The organism is Verrucosispora sp. ts21, from assembly GCF_002879555.1.
GTDB classification, from domain to species: Bacteria; Actinomycetota; Actinomycetes; order Mycobacteriales; family Micromonosporaceae; genus Micromonospora; species Micromonospora gifhornensis.
The window spans coordinates 76019-101591 of sequence record NZ_PNOZ01000018.1; the positions used below are offsets into that span (position 1 = coordinate 76019).

Sequence of the window (25573 nt, forward strand, 5' to 3'; positions counted from 1 at the left end):
TGCGAGCCGCCATGATCATCCGACAAGGTCACGCTCGATCCTGGATCGAGTGGTTTGCCATCGTCTCCGATACCACTCGATCCCACATCGAGCGTGATCTTGTGTCGCTGTGACGGGTGGTCGGGGCGGTCGCCTCGGGCAGGGTGCGGGCGGCGAGCCAGGCGGCTGCGGCGGCCCCGTCGCCGGCCGTGGTGATCGGTGCGTGCGGCCACTGTCGGCGGGCCTGGGCGTGCACCGAGGCGGCCAGCGGGTTGTCGCCGGTCAGCAGACCACCTCCGAGCACCAGGGCCCGCCTGTCGTCGGGGGGACGGATCTGCCGGACGGTGGCGACCAGCAGGTCGGCGGCCTCGGCGATCAACGCGGTGGCGGTGGCGTCGCCGATCGGCGCGGTGGCGGTGGCGTCGCCGATCAACGTGGGGTCGGCGGCGGCGAGGACGAGTGGGGCGAGGCGGGCCAGTTCCACCGGCGGGCGGCGGGTGACGGTCTGGATGAGGGTGTCCACGGTGGTCCGGGGGTGGGGGGCCACCTCGGCCGAGCCGGTCAGTTCGGTGAGTACGCGTCGGCCGAGGTCGCCGGGGTCGGTGTCGGTGTCGAGGGCGGCGAGCAGTCGGCGTACCGCCTGTCGACCGAGCCAGAAGCCGGAGCCGTCGTCGCCGAGCAGCCAGCCGTGCCCGTCGGCGACGCGGTCCAGCCGCAGGTCGCGTACCTGGGCGGCGACGGCACCGGTGCCGGCGATGAGGATGGTGCCGTCGGGGTCGGCAGTGCCCGAGGCGTACGCGATCAGGGCGTCGCCGTGCACCGCGTACGGACAGCGCAGCCCGGCGGCGGCCCAGGCGTGGTCGACGGCGGCCCGGGCAGCAGGATCGGCGCGCAGTCGGCCGGCTCCGGCCAGCCCGATCACGCCGGCCCGGACGCGGGTCGGGTCGACGTCGGTGAGGGCCTGTCGTAGTGCGATCAGGAGTTGCTCGGCGGCGTGGGCGGCACCGTGGGTGGTGGGGTTGCCGCCGCCGGCTCGGCCGGTGCCGAGGCGGTCACCGTCGAGAGTCACCGCGAGCGCGCGGGTGGACGTACCGCCGACATCGAGACCGACCACGACGCTGCCGGACACTGTCCCACCTCCTTGATCGATGTGCGTTCAGGCTGGTCACGGTCGTTGGCCGGGGCGCTGGGCGCAACTGTCGGGGCCGGAATGTCCCAGGTAACAGTTTGAAAACTTCGCCCATGGTCTTGACATGGAGGTGGCTTTAGTAAGAACTTTTACCACTAACAGTTAACAGTCTTTTCGGAAAGGCGTCCCATGGTTGATCACGAGGCGGACAGCTCCGCGGGCACCGCGGTGGCCGATGCCGACGGGGTCGACCGGCGAGGGGTCGGTGTCGCCTCCGACGGGGTGCTGGCCCGGGTACGGGCCGGAGCCGACGAGCTGACCGGCGCGCTGCGCCGGGTCGCCGAACACGTGCTCAGCGACCCGGAGGCGGCGGCCCGCGCCACCATCGTCGAGCTGGCCGAACGCAGCGGCACCTCACCGGCCACTGTCACCCGGTTCTGCCGGGCGATGGGCTTCGAGGGCTACGCCGACCTGCGGCTGGGCATCGCCGCCGAGACCGGCCGGGCCCGCTCGGCGGGCTGGAGCGTCGACATCGGACGCGAGATCCAGCCGAGCGACCCGCTGGAACGGGTGCTGGAGCAGATCATCGTCGCCGACACCCGCGCCATGCACGACACCGCCGCCCTGCTCGACCTCGGCGAGGTGGAACGGGCCGCGGTCGCCATCGCCGGGGCCAGCCGGGTCAACATCTTCGGTGCCAGCGGCAGCGCTCTGGTGGGCGAGGAGATGCAGTTCAGCCTGCACCGCATCGGGGTGGCCGCGTGGGCGTGGAACGACGTGCACTCCGGGCTCGCCGCCGCCGCGCTGCTGCGGCCGGGCGACGTCGCGCTGGGCATCTCGCACAGCGGCCAGACGCGGGAGGCCATCGAGATGCTCGCCGAGGGCGGCAGCCGAGGGGCGACCACCATCGCGCTTACCGGGTTCCGCCGCTCCCCGCTGGCCGAGCTGGCCGACATCGTGCTGCTCACCGCGAGCCAGGCCACCACCTTCCGCCCGGACGCGCTGTCGGCCCGGCACCCGCAACTGGTGGTGCTGGACCTGCTCTACATCGCGGTCGCCCAACGCACCCACGACCGCGCCCACGCGGCCTTCCGGCGTACCGCCCAGGCCGTCGACGGGCACAAGGCCGCGAGGGGAGCCACCGCATGATCAGTGCCCAGGGGTACGCCGACGCCGTCCGGCCGGTGCTCGACCACATCGTCGACGCCGGTGCCGAACCGCTCGGCCGGGCCGCCGACCTGATCGCCGACAGCCTGCGGGCCGGCGGGGTGCTCCAGGCGTTCGGCGCCGGCCACTCCGAGGCGTTCGCCGCCGAACTGGTGGCCCGGGCCGGCGGGCTGGTCCCCGCCAACCGGCTCAGCCTGCACGACCTGGTCCTGCACGGCGACGCCCCGCGCGACGTGCTCACCGACCCGAAGCTGGAACGCGATCCGGCCGTCGCCCACCAGCTGTACGAGATCGCCGCACCGCAGCCGCAGGACGTGTTCGTGGTGGCGTCCCAGTCCGGCATCAACGGGTCGGTTGTCGAACTGGCCCTGCTGGCCACCGGACGCGGTCACCCCTTGATCGCGGTCACCTCGGTCGAGCACACCGGTCGGGTCGCTCCGCGCCACCCGTCCGGCCGGCGGCTCGTCGAACTCGCCGACGTCGTGCTGGACAACGGCGCGCCGTACGGCGACGCACTGCTGCCGCTCGAGGGCGGCGGCGCGGTCTGTGCGGTCTCCTCGGTCACCTCGGCGCTGCTGGCGCAGCTGCTGACCGCGGAGGTCGTACGACGGTTCCACCAGGTCGGAGAGGTGCCCCCTATCTACCTCTCCGCCAACGTCCCCGGTGGGGACGCGCACAACCTCGCCCTCGAGTCGCGGTACGCCGGGCGTCTCCGGCGCACCGCCTGACCCGACACCCCAAGGAGAGACGAACGATGTCCGTTAACCCCGATCTCGACCGCCGGACCCTGCTGCGCCGCGCGGCGGCCGCGGGTCTCCTGGTAACCCCCGCCGCGGGTCTGCTCAGCGCCTGCGCCGGCAGCACGCCGAGCCCGAGCACCGACAACAACGCCGGGGAGAAGAGCAACGACAACCCGTTCGGCGTGCAGGAGAACAGCGCCGTGAAGGTGGTCATCTTCAACGGCGGTCTCGGTGACCAGTGGGCGCAGGAAGACAAGGCGATCTTCAACGCCAAGCACCCGAGCGTCACTGTCAACATGAGCTCCACCCAGAAGATCAAGACCGAAGAGCAGCCGAAGATGGCGACCACGCCCAGCGACGTCGTGATGAACTCGGGCGCCGACATGATGGACGTCAGCACCCTGATCAACGAGGGCGCCATCGAGCCGCTGGACGACCTGCTCGCCGCCCCGGCCTGGGACAGCCCGGGGACCGTCGCCGACACGCTGCTGCCGGGCACCGTCGCCGACGGCACCTTCCAGGGCAAGTTCTACGTGGTGAACCTCGCCTACACCGTCTGGGGCAACTGGTACAACGCCGCCCTGTTCAGCAAGGAGGGCTGGACCCCGCCGAAGACCTTCGACGAGTTCTTCGCCCTCGCCCCGAAGATCAAGGCCAAGGGCATGGCACCGTACGTCTACGACGCCGTGCACGGCTACTACCCGCGCTGGGCGCTGATGGCCACCATCTGGAAGTCGGCCGGCAAGCAGGCGGTGGTCGACATCGACAACCTGAAGGAGAACGCCTGGCGGGCCGAGGGTGTGCTGCCCGCGCTGGAGCAGTGGGAGAAGCTGGTCAAGGACAAGCTGCTGCTGCCCGGCCGGCTCGACCACACCCAGTCGCAGCAGGCGTGGCTGGACGGCAAGGCCGCCTTCATCCAGGTCGGCACCTGGCTGAAGAACGAGATGGCGGCGACCATCCCGCCCGGCTTCGAGATGAAGATCTCCGACTACTGGGGTCTGGGCGCCACCGACAAGGCCCCCAACGACGTCTACGCCGGTGCCGGCGAGAACATCGTGGTGCCGAGCAAGGCACCGAACAAGGCGGCGGCCAAGGAGTTCCTGCGGGCGGTGCTCTCCAAGGCCGGGTCGGCGAAGTTCGCCGAGCTGACCAAGTCGCTCGCCTCCACCGCCGGCTCCGGCGACAACGTGGACGACCCGACCCTGGCCTCGGCCAACGAGCTGATGAAGAACGCGCCGAAGGACCTGATCTCGACCAAGTTCTGGGACTTCTACGCCGACCTGGACAAGGAGAGCCAGAACCTCTCCCAGGAGCTGATGGCCGGCCGGGTCACCGCCGCGCAGTTCGTCGACAAGATGCAGGCCGCCGCCGACAAGGTCGCCAAGGACTCGTCGATCAAGAAGCAGACCCGCGACGCGTGACATCCGGATCTGACCGAACGAGGAAGTGAGCGGGAATGCGGCACGGTGTTGCGCGTTTCGTCACGGGCTTTCTGGCGCTGCCGGTCGGGCTGTACCTCTTCTACGTGGTGTGGCCCTTCCTGCAGGCGGCCGGGTACTCGCTGACCGACTGGGGAGGCTACTCCGACCGGCAACAGTTCGTCGGGCTGGACAACTACCTCCGGCTGTTCTCCGACGAGCTGATCAGGAAGGCGTTCTGGCACAACGTCTTCTTCCTGGTCACCGTGCCGCTGTTCACCATCGCGCTGGCCCTGTTCCTCGCGTTCCTGCTCAACGTGGGCGGACGCGAGGACAAGGCCGGCATCCGGGGTGTCTTCGGCTCCGGCCTGTACAAGGTGATCTTCTTCTTCCCGCAGGTGCTGTCCCTGGTCGTCATCGCGGTGATGTGGCAACAGATCTACCGCGCGGACGGCCAGGGCCTGATCAACGGCGTACTGATGAAGATCGGTCTGGTCGACGCGGACGACCCGATCACCTTCGTGTACGACCCGGAGCCGTTCCTCGGCGTACCGGCGGTGTTGTGGTGGCTGCTGGTCATCGCGGTCTGGAGCGGCGCCGGCTTCTACATGGTGCTGTTCTCGGCGGCCATGCAGTCCATCCCGAAGGACATCTACGAGGCGGCCATCCTCGACGGTGCGGGCCGCTTCCACACCTTCTTCCGGATCACCCTGCCGCTGCTGCGGGACACCGTCTCGGTGGCCTGGGTCTACCTGGGCTTCATCGCGCTTGACATGTTCGCGCTCGTCTACATCATGACCCCGAGTCAGGGCGGCCCGAACCACGCAAGTGAGATCTTCGCGTCGGTGATCAACTTCAACGCCTTCCAGAAGGGCCAGTTCGGCTACGCCTGCGCGATCGCGGTGGCCCTGGCGATCTTCACGATCCTGCTGGCCGCGTTGCAGCTGCGGATCACCCGTCGTGAGCGCATCGAGTACTGAGGAGACACCGACGATGAGCACGGTGACCCACACCCCGGCCGGGCCCGACCAGGCCCCACCGCCGGACCGTACGCCGGGCCCACGCTCCGCCGTCGGCGGCAGCCGCGCCGGGGCGAAGATCTTCAACGGCTTCTCGCATCTCTTCCTGGCCGTCTGGGCGATCATGGTGGTCTACCCGCTGCTGTGGGTGGTGATGTCGGCGCTCAAGACCGACTCGGAGGTCATCCGCAAGCCGCTGTCGCTGTTCCCCGAGACGCTGCAGTGGGGCAACTTCACCCGGGCCTGGACCGAGGGCCACATCGGCGACTTCTTCCTGAACACGATCCTGGTGCTGACCGGCAGCGTCTTCCTCACCATGCTGCTCGGCTCGATGGCCGCCTACGTGCTGGCCCGCTACGACTTCCCCGGCAACCGGTTGATCTACTACATGTTCCTGTCCGGGCTGACCCTGCCGGTCTACCTGGCCGCGGTGCCGCTGTTCAAGGGCGTCTACAACATGGGCGTGACGCTGCCCTTCCTCGGCCCGAACAGCCACCTGATGCTGATCCTGGTCTACGTGGCCTGGTCGCTGGCGTTCACCGTCTTCTTCATGCATTCGTTCTTCCGGACCCTGCCCGACGCGATCGCCGAGGCGGCCCTGGTCGACGGTGCGTCGCACAGCCGGCTGTTCTTCAGCGTGATGCTGCCGATGGCCAAGCCCGGCCTGATCAGCATCGGCATCTTCAACGTCCTCGGCCAGTGGAACCAGTGGTACCTGCCGACCCTGCTGATGCAGTCGGTGGCCGGCGAACCGAAGAACCAGGTCATCTCCCAGGGCCTGATCGAACTCTCGGTCAACCAGGGCTACAAGTCCGACTGGTCAGGGCTGTTCGCCGGGGTCACCATGGCGATGCTGCCGGTGCTCATCGTCTACATCGTCTTCCAGCGTCAGGTGCAGTCCGGCCTCACCGCGGGGGTGAGCAAGTAACGGTGATGCCCAGGTGGTCGCGGAGCGCGGCGTGCCCCGCAGTGGTGAGCCGTACGGCGCGGCCGGAGCCGATCCGCACCACCCACCGGTTGTCGAGAAACGTCTCGCACAGCTTCGCGCCGGCCAGTCCGCCGAGGTGCTCACGGCGTTCCGTCCAGTCCAGGCAGCCACGCGCCAGCGGTCGGCGGCCCGGCCGTGGCTGCGCCGGGTCCCAGCCGACCAGGTCGGCCAGCCAGGCCAGGCCGGCCGGGGTGAGGGCGAAGCCGCTGCCGCGCTCCAGCAGCCCTCGCCCGCTCATCGCGTCGGTCACCGCCACCCCGAGCCGTCCGGCGAGGTGGTCGTAGCAGGTACGGCCCCGGCGCAGCGCCGCGCTGGCGGTAACCGCCCGCAGGCTGCCGGTACGGGCGGGGCCCGGCTCGGTACGCGCCGCCAGGTCTTCCAACAGTTGCGCCACCGACGCGTCGGCGAGTTGCACGTACCGGTGTCGGCCCTGCCGCCGTTCGACGAGCAGACCGCCGGCGACGAGACGATGCAGGTGTGCGGTGGCGGTGGAAGGCGCGACACCGGTGTGGGCAGCGAGTTCGCCTGCGGTCCACGACCGGCCGTCGAGCAACGCGAGGCAGATCCCCGCACGCGTCTCGTCAGCCAGCAGCGCCGCCAGCCCGGCGAGGTCAGCAGCGGAGGTCACCGGCCAATTGTCGGGTACGACAGTTCGGTGCTTGTCGAAGGGTTCCGGTCGTAGCCTGCGCCGCATGAAGGAGATCCACGGCCGCGAGGCGGCCCTCGCCGTACTGACCAACCCGGCATTCGTGGTGCCACCGGTTCCGCCCGCCTGCGCCGGGGTCGCCTGGCTGCGGGCCACCGTCGGCCGATTCAGCCGGGGCGCCGAGCACGAACGGCGACGGAAGTTGTCGACGGCGATCCTGGACCAGATCTCGCCGGACTCGCTGCGCCGCGCCGGTGCGGTCCACCCGGTGACGGCCCTGGCCCGTCACCTGAATGTCACTGAACCCGTGGTGGAGTTGGTCCGCGACGTGGCGCAGGCCTACCAGCCGGGCACCGGCGACGAGTCGCGGGCGGACGCCGCGGTGGACCGGCTGGTCGCGATCGTCGGTGGGAGGTTCGACGAGCCGACCGCGGCGCGCATCGGTGTGCTCGTGCAGGCGTGCGAGGCCACGGCCGCCCTGATCGACCGGGCCCGGCACCGGCGCGTCGACGACGTGCTGCGCGATGATCCGCCGGTGCCGGCAACCAGGCGGCAGGCGCTGGTCACCAACACCGTGGCGGGCGTGACCATCCACGCCGGTGAGGTGGTCCGGGTACGTCTGGCCGGCGACCTGGCCTTCGGCGCGGGTCCGCGGCGTTGCCCCGGCCGGGCCCATGCTCTCGCGCTGGTGGCCGGAGCACACCGATGAACAGCTTCGCGGCGTTGCATCGCGCCGGTGACCCGCTGGTCCTGCCGAACGTGTGGGACGTGGCGTCGGCCCGCCTTCTGGTCGAGGCCGGGTTTCCCGCGCTCGGCACCACAAGTCTCGGCGTCGCGGCCACCAACGGCCTGCCCGACGGCGTCGGCGCGACCGAGGCCGAGAGCCTGGCGCTCATCCGCCGCCTGGCGGCGCTGCCGGTGCAGCTGACCGCCGACATCGAGACCGGATCGGTCGCCGCGGCGGTCGCGGTGGCCGAGGCCGGCGCGGTGGGGGTGAACGTCGAGGACGCTCTGCGTCCGGCGGCGGAGCACGCGACACTGATCCGCTCGGTGAAGCGGGAGGTGCCGGAGCTGTTCGTCAACGCCCGCACCGACACGCACTGGCAGCGTCCCGGCGATCTGGCCGAGGCAATCAGCCGGGTACGGCGCTACGCCGACGCCGGTGCGGACGGGGTGTTCGTTCCCGGCCTGTCCGAGCCCGCCGACATCGCGGCCGTGGTGGCCGCCGTCGAGGTACCGGTGAACATCCTGTTCCTGCCGGACCGGCACACCGTCGCCGCCCTGGCCGAGTTGGGTGTGCGGCGGATCAGCACCGGCTCCCTGCTGTTCCGGGCGGCCCTGGCCGCCATCGTGGAGACCGCCACCGCCGTCCGCGACGGCCACCCGATCCACCGGAACCTGCCACCGTACGCGCAGGTGAACGCCGGGTCCGGGCTCCGGCCATCTGCTTGATCAACTCCGTCTCGGCGTAGTGGTGGTATCCCGCTCGCGCGGACCCCGCCATTGCGCCGAAACGGTTTCGCAGCCCCGTCTTCGCCCTTCCGCCGTGGGTGAGCGAACCGACATGAGGTTCTTGACTCGTCAATATCTTAACGAGTAAGTTCGATGCCGGTCGATGTTTGTCTCGTGGAAAGTAGGTGAAGCCTCGTGAAGTCCATCGCTAAGTTCTTCGCTGCCGCCGCAGCGGTCGCAGGCGTGCTGGCCGCGGCCCCTCCCGCCTCGGCGGCAGCCGCCGAGTCGGGGTGGGGAAGATATCTGCCCGGAAACTGCCTGCCGGGCACGTTCTGCGGCTGGGCCAACTGGGACCACCCGCCGGAGGGCCCCACCGCGACGCCCTCCCTGGTGACCACCACCGACTGGTCCGGCAGCGTCACGGTGTTCAACTTCTACAACTACACCTCCCGCAACGTCGACATCGACTGGTACCTGCCGGGGACGACCTACGCCGGCACCTTCTGCGCCACCCCCGGCGACGCGGACCTGTACGTCCCGATGACCGTGACGAAGGTCGTCTTCCACACGCGCAACTGCCGGTGAATCCGACACCCATCAATGACAGGTAGGTGAATCGTGCTGAAGACCATGCTCAAGTCCCTCGCTGTCGCCGCGGCTGTCGCAGGCGTGCTGGCCGCCGCCCCTCCCGCCTCGGCGGCCCCCGCCTCTCCCGCCTCGGCGGCAACCGCCCAGACCTCGGACGGAATGTGGCCGGCCGGGAACTGCCCGCAGGGCGTGTTCTGCCTCTGGCCCGAATGGAACGAATGGATGACGCCGGCCCTGACGACCAACACCGACTGGTCCGGCGAGATGCCGGGATACCTGTTCTACAACAACACCTCCCGCAACGTCGACATCACCTTCCGCTGGCAGCATGACTCGCCGTGGGGCCCCTTCACCATCTGCCTCACCCCCGGCAACGGGCAGGACACGTACTGGCCCGGGATCGTGACGAACGTGAAGGTCCACACGCAGCCCTGCGTCTGGTGATCCCTTAGCACCTCCCGGACGGACCGAGACGCGCAAGCGTGTCGGTGGGTACGGGCAGGATGGGGGTGTGCTGGTCGCGGTGGTGGCGGGGGAGGGCGGTGCGGGCGTGCTGTGCCCGCCGCTGCGCGCCGACGGGCAGTGCGCCGGCCCGCCCGAGCCCGTCACCGACCTCGCCGCCGCCGTCGCCGCACGGGAGGCCGCAGACCGCCCCCGCTGGGTCTGGGCCTGCGGCGCGACGCTCTACCCCACCCTGCTGCGCGCCGGAGTCCGGGTCGAGCGCTGCCACGACGTCGAACTGACCGAGGCCCTGCTGCTCGGCCACGCCGGCCGCTGGGGTGAACCGCGTTCCCTGGCGGCGGCCTGGGCCCGGCTGACCGGCGCGCCGGTGCCACCCGATCCGCCACCGCGTGCCCCCGCCCCACCCGGGGCCGGGCAGGCCGCACTCTTCGACGCCGTGCCCGGGCCGCCGGGCCCCGGCATCACCGCGTTGACCCGGGTGTACGCCGACCAACTCGACCGCATCGCGGCCACCGGGCATCCCGGCCGGTTCCGCCTGCTGGTGGCCGCCGAGTCGGCCGGTGCGCTGATCGCCGCCGAGATGGGGGCGGCCGGGCTGCCCTGGCGGGTCGACGTGCACGACGCCGTACTGGCCGAACTGCTGGGGGAACCCTCCCCGGTGGGTGGCCCGCCACGCCGACTGGCGGACCTCACCGCGCGGATCGCCGAGGCGTTCGGCGTACGCCAGGTGCATGCCGATTCCCCGGCCGAGTTGCTGCGGGCGTTCGCCCGCGCCGGCATCGACCTGCCCAACACCCGGTCCTGGGTGCTGCGCGGGGTCGACCACCCGGCGGTGCCGCTGGTCCTGGAATACAAGGAGCTGTACCGGATCTGGACGGCGCACGGGCGGGCCTGGCGGGACGCCTGGGTCCGTGACGGCCGCTTCCAGCCGGAGTACGTGCCCGGCGGAGTGGTGTCCGGGCGGTGGGCCACCCGCGGCGGTGGGGCGTTGCAGATTCCGAAGGTGATCCGCCGGGCGGCGATGGCCGACCCGGGTTGGCGGTTCGTGGTGGCCGACGCGGGCCAACTGGAGCCCCGGGTGCTCGCTGCGGTCTCCGGTGACGCCCGGCTGGCTGCCGCCGGCGCGACAGGCGACCTCTACCAGGCCCTGGCCAGGGACGCGTTCGGCGGCGACCGGGGTCGGGCCAAGCTGGCCCTGCTCGGCGCGATGTACGGGCAGACCGGCGGGGAGGCGGTGCCGGCGCTGGCGGTACTGCGGCGCAACTATCCGACGGCGTTCGGTTACGTCGAGGCGGCGGCGCGTACCGGTGAGGCGGGCGGGTTGGTGCGCTCCTGGCTGGGGCGTACCTGCCCGCCGGGCTCGGCGGGTTTCGCCACCGACGAGGCGGTGGTGGATCCGGACGCGGCCGGTGACCCGCAGTCGCCCCGGGCCCGGGCGGCGCGGTCGCGGGGCCGGTTCACCCGCAACTTCGTCATCCAGGCCACCGCCGCCGAGTGGGCCTCGACGCTGCTGGCGGTGCTCCGCGGCGAACTGGCCGGCACCGAAGCCGAGCTGGTCTTCTTCCAACACGACGAGGTGATCGTGCACTGCCCGGCCGAGCAGGCCGAAGGGGTCGCCGAGGCGGTGCAGCGGGCCGGTCAGCGGGCCACCGCGCTGCTGTTCGGTGACACCCCGGTGCGGTTCCCGCTCGATCTGTCGATCGTCGAGTGCTACGGCGACGCGGCCTGAGCGACCCGACGCACCAGCGCTTTGCGTGTTGTTCATGTCCGGCTGCCAACCTGACCACCGCGATCGACATGGTGAAGGAGGGCGGCATGGCCAGACGCGTGTACCTGCACATCGGTGCGCCGAAGACCGGCAGCACCTACGTGCAGAACGTGCTCTGGAGCAACCGCGACCGGTTGGCGCAGACGGGCATCCTGCTGCCGGGCAGCGCGGTGGCGCAGGACCAGGCGATGGCCGACCTGCGGGCCGCGCCGTGGCGGGACCCCGAGGTGTACTGGACCTGGGACCGGCTGGCCGAGAAGGCCCGGCAGTGGCCCGGCGACGTGATCATCAGCAACGAGGGGTTGGGCGCGGCCACCGGCGAGCAGGCGGCCCGGGCGGTGGCGAGCCTCGGCGCGGGCGAGATCCACGTCATCGTGGTGGAACGTGACCTGTGGCGTACCTTCCCGTCGTTCTGGCAGCAGAGCGTGCGGGCCCGCAGCGGATGGCGTTTCGAGGAGTTCCTGCGGGCGGTCGAAGAGGGCCGGTGCGAGGTCTTCTGGGAGAACCACACCGCGGTACGGATGCTGCGCCGCTGGGGTGACCTGGTGCCCGCACAACGACGACATCTGGTGACCGTGCCGGCACCAGGCGCCCCGCCCGAGGTGCTGTGGCAACGCTTCGCCGGCATCCTCGGCATCGACGACGGACGGTGCGAGCTGACCGCGCCCGCCGCGAACCCGTCACTGGGTGCCGCCGAGATCGAACTGCTGCGCCGGGTCAACCGGAAGCTGGGCGACCGCTACCCGCTGCGCACCCCCTACCGCCGGGTGGTGCACCGCCACCTCGTCGACGCGGTACTCAAACAGCGGGCCGATCAGCAGCGCTTCGGCATCGGCCTGGACCGGGCCGACTGGGTGCTGGACCTGGCCGACGCGCAGATCAAGGAACTGCACGACTACCCCTGCCGGATCGTCGGCGACCTGGACGAACTGCGGCCGGCGAAGCTGACGCCCGCCGGCACTCCGGACGCCGTCGACGACGACCATCTGCTCGATGTCGCCATCGAGACGATCGTCGACCTGCTCGGCCACGCGCAGACCCTCGACGAGCGGGCGGAGCAGCAGCCCGACGACGTCCTCTCCCGGCTGAAGAACCGGGCGACCGGCGGCGTCAAACTCCAGCTGCGGCGCGTCATCCGGGTAGCGGCTCGGACCCGCTGGCACCGCCGCTATCCGCCGCCGTTCTGATTCGTGCCCTGCGCCGCTTTCAGGATCAGATCCGCTATCGCCTCGGGGTGGGTGACCATCGCCAGGTGCGACGACTCGACTTCGATGGTGGTGGCGTGCATCCGTTGCGCCAGGAACCGTTCGAGTTCCGGTGCGGTGGTGCGGTCGAGGGTGGAGATCGAGTAGTAGCAGGGTTTGTCCCGCCAGGCGGCGGTGGTCGTACGGGCCTTGAACAGGTCACCGGCGATCGGCCCCTGCACCGCGTAGAGGGCCCGGGCGCGGGCCTCGTCCACCCCACCGGCGAAGTCGGCGAGGAATGCCTCTTCGCTGAGCTGGGCGAAACCGTCATGGTGGACGAGTCCCGCGTTGGCCGGTGGGGTCGGATACTTGGCGGCGAGCGCGGCGTAGTCCTCGCCGACGTCCGGTGCCCGGGCAGCCACGTAGACCAGCGCGCTGACGTTCGGGTGGTCACCGGCCTCGGTGATGACGGTGCCGGCCCAGGAGTGACCGGCCAGCACCGTCGGACCGTCCTGGCGGTCGAGCGCGCGTCGGGTGGCGGCCACGTCGTCGGCCAACGAGGTCAGCGGATTCTGCACCGCGGTGGCGTTCAACCCGGCCCGCTGCAGGATGGGGATCACGTCGGCCCAGGACGATCCATCGGCGTACGCGCCGTGCACCAGTACGACGTTGCGGGCCGGCTCGGGCGGCGACACGTCACTCACGTCAACCTCCAGGTATCGGGTGGGCGGCGGGCGGTAACCCTTGTCCCGCACTGTCTCCCAGCCCCGTCGACCCGCGGAGCGAATCGCCAAGATTACGAACAGCCGGCACGACGTTGCGCTAGGAGCACGTCGCCGGAGGAGCAATTGGCGAATGATACCCAATTTATGCGATTTGCCCCGCCACCCTCCTTTGGCGCCAGTCGTTGCAATCGGTGTGCGTAGGAAGGGGACGGCCGGGGCCAGGCCGCCCCACGTGGGAGGGAGCCCGGCTCTGAACCGGATCGCAGGAATGATCATCGCCGCGGGGGGTGGTCGCCGCATCGGCGGCCCGGAAGCCCTGCTGCACCAGGACGGTAAACCCCTGGTCGACCAGATGATCGACACGCTGACCGAGGCGGGATGCGGGCCCATCGTGGTCGTTCTCGGTGCCGCGGCCGACCAGGTGCGCGAGACCGCTGACCTGGACCGCGCCACGGTGGTGGTCAACCGCGCGTGGGGAACCGGGGTGGGTTCCTCGATCCGCGCCGGCCTGGCCGGGCTCGACGACGACCGGATCGAGGCAGTCGTGGTGGTGCCGGTCGACATGCCCGGGCTGACCGCCGCGGCGGTGCGCCGGGTGACCGCGCTGCCCTTCCCCGACGTGCTGGTCTGCGCCACCTACAACGGCCTGCGCGGCTACCCCATGCTGTTCGGTCGCCGCCACTGGGCCGGCATCGCCACCCTGGCCAGCGCCGACGTCGGTGCCCGCCCCTACCTGCTGGCCCACAAGGACCAGATCGTCGACATCGCCTGCGACTCCGTGGCCGACGGCAGCCGCGTCGACACCCCCGAACTCATGGCCCTCTACGGCCTCTCCGTCCCCGAACAACGCGTCCCCGCCTAACCCGACCCCGCCCCGCCCGCCCCCAGCCCCGTCGATCTTGCACTTTTGGTCGCCGAGATGGGCGAAATAACACCTTTGCGGGGACAGAAAGTGCAAGATCGACGGGGCTGGGGGTGACGGGGCTCAGGGCGCGGGTGCCCGTGGGGTGGGGGAGGGGGTTAGGGGAGGGTGTTGGTGGTGGTCAGGGTGCGGTACCAGTGGGCGGAGTCTTTCCAGGTGCGTTGCTGGGTGTCGTAGTCGACGTGGATGATGCCGAAGCGGCGGTCGTAGCCGTACGCCCACTCGAAGTTGTCCAGCAGGGACCAGACGAAGTAGCCGCGCACGTCGGCGCCTGCCGTCATCGCGTCGTGGGTGGCGGCGATGTGGCGGCGTAGGTAGTCGACGCGGCGGTCGTCGTGGACGGCGCCGTCGGGGGAGACCTCGTCGTCGAAGGCGGCACCGTTCTCGGTGATCATCAGCGGCAGGTCGGGGTACTCGCGGTGCAGCCGCAGCAGCAGCTCGGTCAACCCGGCCGGCTCGATGTTCCAGCCCATCGCGGTGTGCGGACCGGGCTGCGGCAGGAACTCGACCTGCTCCGAGCCGACCCACGCCGAGTGTGCCGAGCGGCCGTGCCCGTCGGAGTCCGACTTGGTCGACACCCCGTCCCAGGCGCGTACCAGGGTGGTCGAGTAGTAGTTGACCCCGAGCACGTCCAACGGCACCGCTGCGGTGCGCTCGTCGCCGTCGCGGACGAACGACCAGTCGGTGACCCCGGCGGTGTCGGCCAGCAGGTCGGCCGGGTACGCCCCGTCCAGCATCGGGCCGAGGAACGCCCGGTTGGCAAGCGCGTCGATGCGGCGTACCGCGTCGGCGTCGGCGGCCGAGTCCGAAGCCGGCCGGATCACGTGCAGGTTCAACGTCACCGACAGCTGCGCGGCGGGCGCCAGCTCCCGGATCACCCGGCCGGCCAGCCCGTGCGCCAGGTTCAGATGGTGTACGGCGGCAAGCGCCCCGGCCGGCTCGGTGCGCCCCGGCGCGTGCACCCCGGAGGCGTACCCGAGGTACGCCGAGCACCACGGCTCGTTGAACGTGGTCCAGGTGTGCACCCGGTCGCCCAGCGCCCCGACGATCGCCGTGGCGTAGTCCGCGAAGCGCGACGCGGTGTCCCGCGCCGGCCAACCCCCGGCGTCCTCCAACTCCTGCGGCAGGTCCCAGTGGTACAGTGTGGCCACCGGCCGGATGCCCAGCTCCAGCAGCCGGTCCACCAGCCGGGAGTAGAAGTCCACCCCGGCCTGGTTGACCGGGCCGGAGCCGCCGGGCTGCACCCGCGGCCAGGCGATCGAGAACCGGTACGCCCCGACGCCGAGCGCGGCCAACTGGTCGAGGTCGTCGGCCCACCGGTGGTAGTGGTCGGCCGCCACGTCGCCGGTGTCCCCGTTGAGGGTGCGTCCCGGTGTGTGACTGTAGGTGTCCCAGATCGACGGTCCCCGGCCACCCTCCTTCGCCGCCCCCTCGATCTGGTACGCCGCCGTGGCCGTACCCCAGACGAAACCCGGGGGGAAAACCACATCGCTCATGTCGCCACCTCCGTTACCTCGCAGCCGTATCCGGACGACACCCCGGCCACCACCTCGGCGGTGGCCGTCCCGTCCTGGTAGCGCACCTCGAACTCGGTGCCCGGCCCACCGTCGGGCGACGGGATCCGGACCCGGGTGCGTTGCCCCTGCGCCGGGGCGTACAGCCGCAGCTGCACGCCGTCGGCCCACGGGTAGTCGGGTCGGTCGGTGACCGAGCCGAACGGGATGACCGCGCCGGGCCGGGCCAGCACCGGCACGGTGTCGAAGCCGTGTTTCTCGTGCACCCAGCCCGGGCCGGTGACCTGCGCCCCGGTCATCAGGTTCGTCCAGGTGCCCGCCGGTACGTAGTAGGTGACCTGCCCGTCGGCGCTCATCACCGGCGCAACGAGCAGGTCCGGGCCGAGCATGTACTGCCGGTCCAGGTAGGCGGTGGTCGGGTCGTCCGGGAACTCCAGGATCATCGGCCGCATCACCGGTATCCCCTCGCGGTGCGCCTCGTCGGCCGCCGCCGCCAGGTACGGCATCAGGCTCAACTTGAGCCGGGTGAAGCGGCGCAGCACCTCGACCGCCTCGTCGTCGTACGCCCACGGCACCCGGTACGAGCCGGAGCCGTGCAGCCGCGAATGCGAGGAGAGCAGCCCGAAGGCGATCCACCGCTTGAACACCGCAGGATCGGGGGTGCCCTCGAAACCGCCGATGTCGTGGCTCCAGTAGCCGAACCCGGAGGCGGCCAGGGACAGCCCACCGCGCAGCGACTCGGCCATCGCCACGAAGGTGGACTCGCAGTCGCCACCCCAGTGCACCGGGAACTGCTGCCCACCGGCGGTCGCCGAACGGGCGAACACCACCGCCTCACCGGTCCCGCGTTCGGACTCAAGCAACTCGAAGACCGTCTTGTTGTACAGGTAGGAGTAGTAGTTGTGCATCCGCTGCGGGTCGGCGCCGTCGTGCCAGAGCACGTCGGTCGGGATGCGCTCGCCGAAGTCGGTCTTGAAGCAGTCGACACCCATGTCGAGCAGCACCTTGAGCTTGTCGGCGTACCACCGGGCGGCGTCGGGGTTTGTGAAGTCGACGAGCGCCATCCCGGCCTGCCACTTGTCCCACTGCCAGATCGACCCGTCCGGGTTACGGACCAGGTAGCCGGCCTGCCGTCCCTCCTCGAACAGATACGACCGCTGGGCGATGTACGGGTTGATCCAGACGCACACCTTCAGGCCACGCTCGTGCAGCCGACGCAGCATCCCCTCCGGGTCGGGGAAGGTCGCCGGGTCCCAGATGAAGTCGACCCAGTGGAACTGCCGCATCCAGAAGCAGTCGAAGTGGAACACCGACAGCGGCAGGTCCCGCTCGGCCATCCCGTCGATGAACTCGGTGACGGTCTTCTCGTCGTACGACGTGGTGAACGAGGTGGACAGCCACAGCCCGTACGACCAGGCGGGCACCCGGGCCGGGCGACCGGTCAGCGCGGTGTAGCGACGCAGCACCTCCTTCGGGCTGGGACCGTCGATCACGTGATAGGTCAACGACTGCCCCGGCACACTGAACTGGGTCTGCGACACCACCTCGGAACCCACCTCGAACGACACGTGCTCCGGGTGATCCACGAACACCCCGTAGCCGGCGCTGCTGAGATAGAACGGCACATTCTTGTACGCCTGCTCGCTGGCCGTACCCCCGTCGGCGTTCCAGATCTCCACCGTCTGACCGTTCTTGACGTACGCCCCGAAGCGCTCGCCCAGCCCGTAGACGGTCTCGCCGACGCCGAGCGCCAGCCGGTCGTGCACGTACTTCTGACCGTCGGCGTCGGTGACCACGCCGATGCTGCGCTCGGTGGAGGAGGTGACCAGCCGGTCGCCGCGCAGGAAGTCGACCTGCCACGGCCCGGTCAGCGCCACCCGGACGGTCAACTCACCGGTGGTCAACCGCGCACTGAGCCCGGTCACCTCGACCTGCACCGGATGATCCGTGTCCTCGGCGAGGACGAAGCGGGGCTGCTTGGGCAGCCCACCGCTGTGATGCCCGACGGTCACCCCGACCACCCCGGGCGCGGGGGAGAAGAAGCGTACGGTGACCACCGGGCGGTTGAGGGTGTCGCCCCGACCGGTGATCCGGCCGATGGGCGCGAAGACGGTGAACGAGCGTTCGTCGGGCTCCACCGATTCCACCGCGCCGGGCCGCAGCACCGTGACGCCGGGACGCAGTTGCCAGTACCCGTCGGTGAACTTCACTTGTCGGCTCCTGCCTGATGTGTGTCGAGCCCGTTCCTTCGTCAGGGCCGCCGTGCGGTGGCAGCGCTGCGGCGAGCTGCCCTGCTGCCCGGGCCTGGCCGCTGGCGGCCACCGGCGCCCGGGTACGCCGTGCCTGCCGTACGCGGTGGGCCGCTGGATCCGCGGACCTGGAGTGCGCAGGGCAGCAGTTGCTGGTGGATCTCGCGGTGACCGCCGTCGACGTGCCGCAGCAGCGTCTCGATGGCGATGCGGCCCAGCGCCGTCCCGGGCGAGTTCATCGCGGTCAGCGCCGGGGTGGCCAGCTCGGCGACCTGCGGTGAGGTCACCATCGAGATCACCGAGACGTCGTCCGGCACCCGCAGTCCCCGACGGTGCAGCTCGCCGAGCAGCCCGAAGACGGCGCTCTCGTTCATCGCGAGGATCGCGGTCAGATCGGGTGCCTGCCGCAGCGCGGTGGCCAGGGCGGTACGCCCGCCGGCGGCACTGTCCTCGGCGGGAATCATCAGCGGCTCCAGGCCGTGCGCGGCCATCGCGGCGGCGAACGCGTCGCGGGTACGCAACGCCGGGCCGTAGCCCTCGGCGATGGTGCCGGCGGAGTGGTTGACGTAGACGATCCGCCGGTGGCCGAGATCCACCAGGTGACCGACCGCCTCCGCCACCGTCCGATCGAAGTCGATGTCCACGTACGACAATCCGGTGGTGTCGGCGGTACGGCCGATCAGCACCAGCGGCACGTCCAGCTCACGCAGCACGTCCACCCGTGGATCGCGCAGCTGCACCTCCATCAGCAGCGCACCGTCGAACATGCGCTGGCTGGCCAGCCGACGCAACTCGTCGCGGTCGCCGACACCGATGGGCGCGAGCACCAGGTGGTAGCCGGCAGCGCTGGCACCGGCCGCCGCGCCGGTGACGAAGGCGGTCTCGGTGGCCCCCAGGCCGCGCTCGTCCATCGGCAGCAGCAGACCCACGATCCGACTGCGCCGACTGGCCAGCCCGCGCGCCATGGCGTTGGGCTGGTAATCCAGCTCCGCCATGGCGGCGAGCACCTTCTCCCGGGTGGCCTGGGAGATCGGGCGGGCACCGGTCAGCACGTACGACACCGTGCTGACCGACACCTGGGCCAGGCGCGCCACGTCCTGCATGGTCGCCATCGCGGCACCTCCCCGTGGTGAGCCGGCCGCCGTGCGTACGCCGTCGAAGCGGTTAGTCGAAGCGTTTCGACGAACGTATGTGACGAATCCCGTCCCCGTCAATAGGCAGTCACGAATGAAAGGCTGCGCTCGGAGAGGGTCTTGACCAGCGCACGGGTGCCGTCCGGGCCTGCTCAGCCGTCGATGTTGAACTTGTCCAGCAGGGAGGGCGCGAGCAATCCGACGGAGGCCAGAACCGAGATGACGGTCAGTGCGGGGCGGACGATGGCCATCTCGGTGCGCCCGCCGGCCCGCAGAGCGATCTTGTTGGGCAGGCTGATCGGCGTCCACATCCGGCGTTTGATCGGAATCGGCCAGAGGATCGGCACCCCGGCTCTGGTGATCATGTCGCCGATGATGTGCACGAAGGAGCCCACCCCGACCGCCAGGCCGATCATCGGGTACCCCCGATCACCTGGCAGGTTGGCGGCGGTGACCACGGCCCCACCGGCCGAGATCAGGGTGACGATGAGCCAGCCCGCCCGCTCGGCCCACTTGTCGAACAACCCCCGCAGCGCCAGACCGATCATGAAGAACAGGATGCCGACGACCGCCCACTTGCCGAACCTCGCGCACAACGTGGTGGTGCCCCAGCCGACAAGCACGGTGAACGGAATCGTGTGGGTCAGCGTCCGGTGACCGTTGTTGCGCTTCGGATCGCGGCTGAGCTTGGTGGCGTAGTAGACGCCCAGCGAGATCTTCTCCACCACCTCGGCGATGAACAGCGAGAAGACGCCGAAGGTACGGGCCACCGTCGCGCCGCCCTTGTTACGGGTCACCTTGCCGGACAGATCAAGGTCGGGCAGCAACGCCCCACCCGCACAGACGGCGGTGCCCACGGCGAGAGCCAACGGAGACTGCTCGTAGTCGTAGAACTGCTGTAGCGCCCAGGACCCGCTCAGCCATACCGCCGCGCCGGACAGCGCGTGCGACGGTCCCATCATCTCGGTTGCCCTCCCCAGGGATCTTGAGCGCCAAAACTACGTCACTGTAGTTCGCCGCACCGCCGCAGGGGCATCACTGTTATGTCCACAAGGGACAGGATCGGAGCGTCTTCCGGAGACCGGGCCGACCACCAGGGAGTATGGCAGTCAGAGCCGGCTCGCCAGGGCACTGTGTCGGCCATGGGACGCGGCCTGCCGCCCAGGCGCTACCCGAGGAGACCGCACGGTTCTTCCGGCTGCTCGGGGGTTGCACGCGGGCCGGTCAGGCACCGGAATCGACGTGGCCCTGCTTCTCCTCGCCGGTGTCGAAGAACCTCGTCAGGTAGGCCGGCGGATCCAGTTCGCTGACCCGAACCAACGAGAAGACCTCAGCCCCATGCCCCGGCTCCTCAAACAGCCGGTATGCCTGAGCAAGTCCCACAAATTTCATGCCGGGCTGCTCCGCCGCATAACCGAGCGCCTCGCCCTCCGCCAAGGAAATCGCCTCGTCGAATCCCTCGGCGCGCCACAACGTCAGCCGCTCCTCGTACATCCGACTCGCCGAGTCGCCACCCGAGCGAAAGACGCAGCGTACGCAGAACCAGCCAACCTCGCCCTGCGTCTCCTCGTCTGGTCCTGTCACCCACACATCCTCGCGCTCTGGACAGCAGGGCCCGCAGCGAAGCCCATGTCTGCTGGACATGGCCGTACTCAGCCTGCCAACCAGCATCCCAAACTGGAATCACCCAAGTCACCCCACGCCGACGAGATAGCTCGCGACACAGCCTGACCGGAGAGACCATGAACCTGGCCATCTCCACGAGCGGTTGACCCAAGATCGAGTGCAAGCACATGCTGTCAACCTGGCGTCACGTGGGTGGCAGGCGCCGTGGTCGGTCGACTGCTTGGTTGTGCCGACGAGCGGATCGCACGTCGTTGGATCCCGACCAACGCCGGCTCTCGTTCACGTCGTCCGGTAATCGCGAACATGCAAATGCCTGGACGTCCCGTGGGCGGCAGACGAACGTCGATACCCCGCTGCATTGGACCTCTGGTATGAACATGTCGTCGATACTGGCGTCCACAGGACGGAATCGAAAGGCTTGATGTGGGAGAAATTCTCCGCGCAGACGACGGAATGCTCTACGAAGGCGACGACAAAGTCAGCGCTAAGTCCTTCGGCCGTCACGGCAGGCCAATACGATCCGAGACAGATATGGGCCGCGCTGTGGAAGGTGTCGTTCGCGAGGCGCGGCGCGGGCTTGCCATCAGTGGTGTGCGAGCAGGAAGCATCGAGTTTGGCCTAAAGCTAGATGCAGAGGCAGGGTTCGTAATCTCCAGGGGAACTGCTGACGCCAGCATTGTCTTCAAGCTCAACATCGAGGCCGACGGCCCAGCCACTCATCAGGGCATCTGATGTCTGTCGAACGTATGGCCAAGGTAATCGGCGTAGTCGGAGTCGTAATCATCTTCGCCTACTGGTATCCGGCGGACTGGTCCGGCAGTCAGTTCATCCGGGACTTCTACGCGAACACAGCCACGACCCTGCTGAGCATCTCGCTCACGGTGCTCCTCGTGGACCGCCTGTACGCCCGACGAGAAGCCGAATACCAGAAGCAGCAGTTGATCCGCGAAATGGGCTCAAGTGACAAAGGGTTCGCACTTCGTGCGGCGAAAGAGATTAGTGCGCAGGGTTGGCTGACCGATGGTAGCATACGCGACTGCGACCTATCCCAAGCAGCCCTTAGTGGAGCGTTTCTCAACGGCGCTGTCTTCAGTAGGGTGACGTTCGATGGAGCGTTCCTTGATCATGCCAGTATGAAAGGTGCGCGAATATCCGGGGGAACCTATCGTGCAACCCATTTCACCGATGCGGTGATGGACGATCTTGTTGTCGAAGATGGCGCGGACTTTATTGGTGCATACTTAGCGGGAGCCACGTTACGTCACGCACAGCTGGCTGGGGCGACGCTTGAGGAAACGGATTTTTTCCGCAGCGACCTCTCGAATGCGAACCTCACAGGTGCTCGCCTGCGACGCGCAAATCTTGCCGAAGCGGTTCTCGACGGAGCGAACCTCGAACGTGCGAACCTCGCGGACCTCCTGAACTGGGAGCAAATTTCGTCGATGAGGGGAACCCGCATCGCAGCGGTGGAGGAAGCGCCACCCGGATTCCGTGAACATGCGCTGAAACTCGGTGCGATCGGTGGGGCGGCAGACGGCACCGGAAAAATTCCACAGCCCACCCGCTCCGCCGGCGCCACGGTCCCCACAAGGCGCACAGGTCCAGCTGAAACTCAGAGCACAAACACCGACGAGGCCCCTGCTCCTACCTGAGGCTGCCTGCCCGCAGATCCTCGCCCGGCGCAGTGGCCGGGCGCAGTGTCAGTGGTGAGGCTGCGTTGTTTTCGCGGCCGGAGCTGTTGCGATCCTCGCCCGACGCAGTGGCCGGGCGCAGCTACTCATGAGCAGTTATAGCGATCCGGCGATGCGACTTGTGGTCACAGCCAGTCCGCGTTGCCCACCTAATCTACATCTCCCAGTTCGGAACCTCCCTAGGCCAGGGCGCCGTCCCCGGTCCCACGACCCGGTGTCCGCCAATGCTGAACCGACGAGGTTCCGTGCTGGAAATCAATCGGAGATAAGTGCTGGTGGTGGCCGCTGACCCAGCGGCCACCACCAGCTCAGGGATGGGGCTGCGGGTTACGGGGTGGGGGCGCGCAGGCTGGTGGTGAAGATGGTCCAGGAGGTGGGGGAGAAGGTCAGTACGGGGCCGTTGGGGTTCTTGCTGTCGCGGACGCCCACGCCGCCACCGGGCAGCGCGTCGGCGACTTCGACGCAGGCTCCCTGGTTGCCGCTGCGGCTGCTTTTGCGCCACTGGACAGTAGTGTCAGCCACGGGTGAATGCCTCCATTGTTGCGGTTATCAACGTCCTCGACGACTTCTCGTCGAGTGCTCGTGAGGTCACGTCGTCCCCACGCGAGTTTGTACGCTGCTACCTCGGTTGCCTTGTCGAGGTAGAGCGCACCGGTGAGGCTGTCGGCGTAGACCAGCGGAGGTTCCAGCGGTTCCGAGGTGCCGGGCACGGGCGGGAACGTACGTCGCGCGCTGTGGCCTAAAGACTGCATAGCGCGGCGTCCTGACCCGCCGACCGCCGTAAGCCTAGAGCTCGTTGATCCAGACGTGGTCGGGCAGGCCGAGGAGCAGGGCTCGCCGGGTCACTATCGGTAGCGTTGCCACACTGCGGAATTGTCGCCCGTCAGATAGGTACGTAGCCGATGGCCCAGCGTTTGCGCGACTTCGGGCCTGCCGGGAAGCTTGTCCATCACGCTGGTGACGAGTTGGAGTTCGCGCACCTCCCGTAGGAGTGGCCAGGACGGCGACGTTGCGAGGTCGAAGCCGTAGACCTCGGCGAACCTCTCATACGGCTCTTTGGGGTCACCGAAGCGGGTGACGCTGTGCACCAGTGGGACGAGGTCCCACTCGCGTGGCCCGATCGACAGCGAATCGAAGTCACACAAACGACCCGAAAGGACGTTGCCTACGTGAGCGTCGCCGTGCACGACACCGGTCGGCAGTTCCCACGTGGCAGCCGCGACCTGGGGCTCCAAGTCCTTACAGCGCTCGTGGAGTCGTGCCACGAGGTCGTCGAGAGTTAGCCCGACTTCTCTGAGTGCCCACTGTTGTGTGAACAGGAGGTCGTCAGCGGGAAGGCTGGCTAGCCCGGTCAGCCGGCGTCGAGCCGTGGCAACTGGTGACCAACGCGGCAGGAACGACGGCACCTCGGCGATGGCGTGCAGCCTCGCCAGCGGTTCGGCCAGTTCGACGGGATCGGGGCGGCCTGCCGGATGCGGGAGGTAGTGCCAGATTGTGGCCACCCACTCATCCACCACCACCGGTTGCGCGAGGCTGGTATCCAGCTCGACCGCCGGCACCTCGTGCTCCGTGAGTAGCGCCATCGCTCGGACGACGCGCCGTGCCCGCTCCTGTGCCACCTGGCCATGCGAGAGTCGCAGCACTCTGTCGCCGATCCTGTAGACCGCGTTGATCGTGTATCGCATGAGGTGCGCCTCGCCCGAGGCGAGTCCGGCCTGCTGGCGGACGGCGTCGAGTCCCCGCTGAATCTCGTCGGCAGCCTCAGCGGTCAGGGTGGTCGCCATACCCGCCAGGTTAGGTCACGCAGCCACCCGCGCCCGGATGGCTGTCACCACCTCCGACAACTGCTTGTCGCGACGCGCTTCGATGACATCCGCGACATCGCTGAGCCGATCGAGTAGCCGACGGGACCGCACATGTCGCGCAGCATCCAGGACTGCTTGGACGTGGGGCGCAACCTTGTCTTGTTCTCCGAGATGCGCGTACCCCAACGCCATCGTCACGTGGTCAAACGCGCCACTGCGCGACGTCTCGGTTCGCCGCTCCAACGCCCGGCCTGCATGCGTCAGCGCGAGGGCGGCATGTTGCTCGCGGTATTGGGAGTAGCGAGCCAAGGCCGAGTGGACAACCCCTGACATACCCTCCAAGTCGGCTGGCTCGCAGAAGAACCGAGTCCATTGGGGTGCTTGCGCCGTGTCGGCTCTGCCGATTTCGTCGCGAGCGCGTGCAAGTGAGTCGCGCATCGCAGGCGCGTTTCCCGTTCGGGCATGTGCCCAGGCGATGTTCGCGTGCAGGATCGCCACCGAGGTCAGACAGTTCGAGTTCGTGGCAACGATCTGACCGAGCTGGAAAAGGTGCAAGGCTTCAGCGGGGTCGCCTTGGTGGATGCTGACTCGACCGAGCCGATAGTAGGCGTCCGCCATCAGTGTTGAATCACCCGCCTGGTGGGCATAGACGAGGCCTTGCGCTAGGTGGCGGCGTGCCTCCATATGTTCACCCAGATCATGGGACATCCACCCAACAAGATTGTGCAAGTCCGCCAACTCGGCATGCAGCTCCGCAGACAGTTCGGGAGTTTGGCAGCGGCTGCGGGTGAGACAGCGCGCCCACACCAGGTAGCCCAATGCTGAATCGCGACAGGAGCCACCGCCGTATGTGGCATCCAACTCTCGATGACGTTGAGTAATGTCCCGCACGGTGGCTATGGCCTCCGGGCTCACGACCTCCGGCACTGAAACGGGTTGCTCGTCGACCCTGGGGAGCCAAACCTCGACGTTCGGTGAGCCGCCAACGGCGAAGCCGGCCAGTGCAGCAATGAACTGCCTTCGCTGCTCGGGCTCACCCAACGGCAGTGGCTCGGGGCAATGCTGCTCAGTCGATTCTGTCCCGTATCCGAGGCCCATCAAACCGCGCGGAATCTGGAGGCCCTCCGCGATGCGCGCAAGGACGTCGTAAGCCATCACCTGTCGGCCGCGCGTTATTTCGTAGACCTCGGACGCCGCGAATCCAGCAAGATCGGCAATGCGGCGTTGTGTCATGCCGTGACGCCGGTTCAACAGCATGAAGATTTGGCCTACATCTCGACGCGCCAAGGCACTTCGCATCGCCGGTTCATCCCGGCTCTTCGAAGTTAAGCGGGGTTGAGGTGTCCGCGGTGGCGGCGGGTGGTGGCT

At 69.0% G+C, this 25573-nt stretch carries 25 protein-coding genes; 14 read left to right on the plus strand and 11 right to left on the minus strand.

The window, feature by feature from the left end; all coding sequences use genetic code 11:
- Positions 1–28: 28 nt before the first annotated feature.
- A complete protein-coding gene (locus C1A38_RS10480) occupies positions 29–1108 on the minus strand; it encodes an N-acetylglucosamine kinase (protein ID WP_233196758.1) in 1080 nt (359 codons plus the stop codon).
- Between the two features lie 189 nt (positions 1109–1297).
- Here C1A38_RS10480 and C1A38_RS10485 point away from each other — a divergent pair, with 189 nt between their 5' ends.
- Genes C1A38_RS10485 through C1A38_RS10505 form a run of 5 tightly spaced genes read left to right on the plus strand, consistent with a single transcriptional unit; the run spans position 1298 to position 6380 of the window.
- Positions 1298–2257 (plus strand): MurR/RpiR family transcriptional regulator, encoded by a 960-nt coding sequence (locus C1A38_RS10485; protein WP_102657640.1) that lies wholly within the window; start codon positions 1298–1300, stop codon positions 2255–2257.
- Positions 2254–3003, plus strand: a complete 750-nt coding sequence (locus C1A38_RS10490; RefSeq protein ID WP_102657641.1) for a sugar isomerase domain-containing protein — start codon at positions 2254–2256, stop codon at positions 3001–3003. The genes C1A38_RS10485 and C1A38_RS10490 overlap by 4 nt, the downstream gene beginning before the upstream one ends.
- A 26-nt stretch (positions 3004–3029) precedes the next feature.
- Entirely contained in the window at positions 3030–4436 is a 1407-nt protein-coding gene (gene ngcE / locus C1A38_RS10495; protein WP_102657642.1) for an N-acetylglucosamine/diacetylchitobiose ABC transporter substrate-binding protein, read from the plus strand.
- Positions 4437–4471: 35 nt separating this feature from the next.
- Positions 4472–5413, plus strand: coding sequence for a carbohydrate ABC transporter permease (locus C1A38_RS10500; protein WP_102657643.1), 942 nt, complete (start codon positions 4472–4474; stop codon positions 5411–5413).
- Between the two features lie 13 nt (positions 5414–5426).
- Positions 5427–6380, plus strand: a complete 954-nt coding sequence (locus tag C1A38_RS10505) for a carbohydrate ABC transporter permease (protein ID WP_102657644.1) — start codon at positions 5427–5429, stop codon at positions 6378–6380.
- Here the strand turns inward: C1A38_RS10505 and C1A38_RS10510 are convergent.
- Positions 6358–7068 (minus strand): ArsR/SmtB family transcription factor, encoded by a 711-nt coding sequence (locus C1A38_RS10510; RefSeq protein ID WP_233196759.1) that lies wholly within the window; start codon positions 7066–7068, stop codon positions 6358–6360. The genes C1A38_RS10505 and C1A38_RS10510 overlap by 23 nt on opposite strands.
- Positions 7069–7132: 64 nt before the next feature.
- Between C1A38_RS10510 and C1A38_RS10515 the strand changes: the two genes are divergently transcribed.
- The 6 genes from C1A38_RS10515 to C1A38_RS10540 all read left to right on the plus strand — a co-directional run bounded on the left by C1A38_RS10515 (position 7133) and on the right by C1A38_RS10540 (position 12543).
- The gene (locus C1A38_RS10515; RefSeq protein ID WP_102657646.1) at positions 7133–7795 is read left to right on the plus strand and encodes a hypothetical protein; all 663 of its coding nucleotides are present in this window, start codon (positions 7133–7135) and stop codon (positions 7793–7795) included.
- Complete coding sequence (locus C1A38_RS10520; RefSeq protein ID WP_102657647.1) at positions 7792–8538, plus strand: isocitrate lyase/PEP mutase family protein; 747 nt, start codon at positions 7792–7794, stop codon at positions 8536–8538. Before C1A38_RS10515 ends, C1A38_RS10520 begins: the two co-directional genes overlap by 4 nt.
- A gap of 195 nt (positions 8539–8733) precedes the next feature.
- A complete protein-coding gene (locus C1A38_RS10525) occupies positions 8734–9123 on the plus strand; it encodes a hypothetical protein (RefSeq protein ID WP_233196760.1) in 390 nt (129 codons plus the stop codon).
- A gap of 33 nt (positions 9124–9156) precedes the next feature.
- Positions 9157–9570: a hypothetical protein gene (locus C1A38_RS10530; RefSeq protein ID WP_233196761.1), complete on the plus strand. Its 414-nt coding sequence runs from the start codon at positions 9157–9159 to the stop codon at positions 9568–9570.
- Positions 9571–9637: 67 nt separating this feature from the next.
- Positions 9638–11317 carry a bifunctional 3'-5' exonuclease/DNA polymerase gene (locus C1A38_RS10535; protein WP_199180169.1) on the plus strand — a complete coding sequence of 560 codons (1680 nt, stop codon included), beginning with the start codon at positions 9638–9640 and terminating at the stop codon, positions 11315–11317.
- Positions 11318–11403: 86 nt separating this feature from the next.
- Positions 11404–12543: a hypothetical protein gene (locus C1A38_RS10540; RefSeq protein ID WP_102657671.1), complete on the plus strand. Its 1140-nt coding sequence runs from the start codon at positions 11404–11406 to the stop codon at positions 12541–12543.
- Here C1A38_RS10540 and C1A38_RS10545 read toward each other — a convergent pair.
- Positions 12525–13244, minus strand: a complete 720-nt coding sequence (locus tag C1A38_RS10545) for an alpha/beta fold hydrolase (protein WP_102657672.1) — start codon at positions 13242–13244, stop codon at positions 12525–12527. The two genes, C1A38_RS10540 and C1A38_RS10545, sit on opposite strands and share 19 nt — an antisense overlap.
- 289 nt (positions 13245–13533) lie before the next feature.
- On the opposite strand from C1A38_RS10545, the gene C1A38_RS10550 reads away from it, so the two are divergent.
- Entirely contained in the window at positions 13534–14127 is a 594-nt protein-coding gene (locus tag C1A38_RS10550; protein WP_013734826.1) for a nucleotidyltransferase family protein, read from the plus strand.
- 158 nt (positions 14128–14285) lie between these two features.
- Here the strand turns inward: C1A38_RS10550 and C1A38_RS10555 are convergent, their stop codons facing one another.
- From C1A38_RS10555 to C1A38_RS10575, 5 genes are all read right to left on the minus strand, one after another.
- Positions 14286–15683: a GH1 family beta-glucosidase gene (locus tag C1A38_RS10555; RefSeq protein WP_102657648.1), complete on the minus strand. Its 1398-nt coding sequence runs from the start codon at positions 15681–15683 to the stop codon at positions 14286–14288.
- Complete coding sequence (gene yicI, locus C1A38_RS10560) at positions 15680–17911, minus strand: alpha-xylosidase (protein ID WP_102657649.1); 2232 nt, start codon at positions 17909–17911, stop codon at positions 15680–15682. The genes C1A38_RS10555 and yicI overlap by 4 nt, the downstream gene beginning before the upstream one ends.
- A 41-nt stretch (positions 17912–17952) precedes the next feature.
- Positions 17953–19062, minus strand: a complete 1110-nt coding sequence (locus tag C1A38_RS10565) for a LacI family DNA-binding transcriptional regulator (protein ID WP_102657650.1) — start codon at positions 19060–19062, stop codon at positions 17953–17955.
- Between the two features lie 173 nt (positions 19063–19235).
- Entirely contained in the window at positions 19236–20045 is an 810-nt protein-coding gene (locus C1A38_RS10570) for a metal-dependent hydrolase (RefSeq protein WP_102657651.1), read from the minus strand.
- 262 nt (positions 20046–20307) lie between these two features.
- Positions 20308–20667 (minus strand): hypothetical protein, encoded by a 360-nt coding sequence (locus tag C1A38_RS10575; RefSeq protein ID WP_102657673.1) that lies wholly within the window; start codon positions 20665–20667, stop codon positions 20308–20310.
- Positions 20668–21162: 495 nt separating this feature from the next.
- On the opposite strand from C1A38_RS10575, the gene C1A38_RS30770 reads away from it, so the two are divergent.
- Positions 21163–21441, plus strand: coding sequence for a CU044_2847 family protein (locus C1A38_RS30770; RefSeq protein WP_233196762.1), 279 nt, complete (start codon positions 21163–21165; stop codon positions 21439–21441).
- Entirely contained in the window at positions 21441–22361 is a 921-nt protein-coding gene (locus C1A38_RS10580) for a pentapeptide repeat-containing protein (protein ID WP_102657652.1), read from the plus strand. The genes C1A38_RS30770 and C1A38_RS10580 overlap by 1 nt, the downstream gene beginning before the upstream one ends.
- A gap of 366 nt (positions 22362–22727) precedes the next feature.
- Here C1A38_RS10580 and C1A38_RS10585 read toward each other — a convergent pair whose 3' ends face one another.
- The 3 genes from C1A38_RS10585 to C1A38_RS10600 all read right to left on the minus strand — a co-directional run bounded on the left by C1A38_RS10585 (position 22728) and on the right by C1A38_RS10600 (position 25462).
- Positions 22728–22922 carry a DUF397 domain-containing protein gene (locus tag C1A38_RS10585; RefSeq protein ID WP_102657653.1) on the minus strand — a complete coding sequence of 65 codons (195 nt, stop codon included), beginning with the start codon at positions 22920–22922 and terminating at the stop codon, positions 22728–22730.
- Between the two features lie 323 nt (positions 22923–23245).
- On the minus strand, positions 23246–24184 hold the full coding sequence (locus tag C1A38_RS10595; RefSeq protein ID WP_102657654.1) for an aminoglycoside phosphotransferase family protein: 939 nt from the start codon (positions 24182–24184) through the stop codon (positions 23246–23248).
- 15 nt (positions 24185–24199) lie between these two features.
- Entirely contained in the window at positions 24200–25462 is a 1263-nt protein-coding gene (locus tag C1A38_RS10600; protein ID WP_102657655.1) for a helix-turn-helix domain-containing protein, read from the minus strand.
- Between the last annotated feature and the right edge of the window lie 111 nt (positions 25463–25573).

Bases quoted from the DNA above. Each gene is read 5' to 3' on its own strand.
- C1A38_RS10485 (WP_102657640.1), top strand. From the start codon at position 1,298: ATGGTTGATCACGAGGCGGACAGCTCCGCGGGCACCGCGGTGGCCGAT.
- C1A38_RS10490 (WP_102657641.1), top strand. From the start codon at position 2,254: ATGATCAGTGCCCAGGGGTACGCCGACGCCGTCCGGCCGGTGCTCGAC.
- ngcE (WP_102657642.1), top strand. From the start codon at position 3,030: ATGTCCGTTAACCCCGATCTCGACCGCCGGACCCTGCTGCGCCGCGCG.
- C1A38_RS10500 (WP_102657643.1), top strand. From the start codon at position 4,472: ATGCGGCACGGTGTTGCGCGTTTCGTCACGGGCTTTCTGGCGCTGCCG.
- C1A38_RS10505 (WP_102657644.1), top strand. From the start codon at position 5,427: ATGAGCACGGTGACCCACACCCCGGCCGGGCCCGACCAGGCCCCACCG.
- C1A38_RS10515 (WP_102657646.1), top strand. From the start codon at position 7,133: ATGAAGGAGATCCACGGCCGCGAGGCGGCCCTCGCCGTACTGACCAAC.
- C1A38_RS10520 (WP_102657647.1), top strand. From the start codon at position 7,792: ATGAACAGCTTCGCGGCGTTGCATCGCGCCGGTGACCCGCTGGTCCTG.
- C1A38_RS10540 (WP_102657671.1), top strand. From the start codon at position 11,404: ATGGCCAGACGCGTGTACCTGCACATCGGTGCGCCGAAGACCGGCAGC.
- C1A38_RS10550 (WP_013734826.1), top strand. From the start codon at position 13,534: ATGATCATCGCCGCGGGGGGTGGTCGCCGCATCGGCGGCCCGGAAGCC.
- C1A38_RS10555 (WP_102657648.1), bottom strand. From the start codon at position 15,683: ATGAGCGATGTGGTTTTCCCCCCGGGTTTCGTCTGGGGTACGGCCACG.
- C1A38_RS10565 (WP_102657650.1), bottom strand. From the start codon at position 19,062: ATGGCGACCATGCAGGACGTGGCGCGCCTGGCCCAGGTGTCGGTCAGC.
- C1A38_RS10570 (WP_102657651.1), bottom strand. From the start codon at position 20,045: ATGATGGGACCGTCGCACGCGCTGTCCGGCGCGGCGGTATGGCTGAGC.
- C1A38_RS30770 (WP_233196762.1), top strand. From the start codon at position 21,163: ATGCTCTACGAAGGCGACGACAAAGTCAGCGCTAAGTCCTTCGGCCGT.
- C1A38_RS10580 (WP_102657652.1), top strand. From the start codon at position 21,441: ATGTCTGTCGAACGTATGGCCAAGGTAATCGGCGTAGTCGGAGTCGTA.
- C1A38_RS10595 (WP_102657654.1), bottom strand. From the start codon at position 24,184: ATGGCGACCACCCTGACCGCTGAGGCTGCCGACGAGATTCAGCGGGGA.
- C1A38_RS10600 (WP_102657655.1), bottom strand. From the start codon at position 25,462: ATGCTGTTGAACCGGCGTCACGGCATGACACAACGCCGCATTGCCGAT.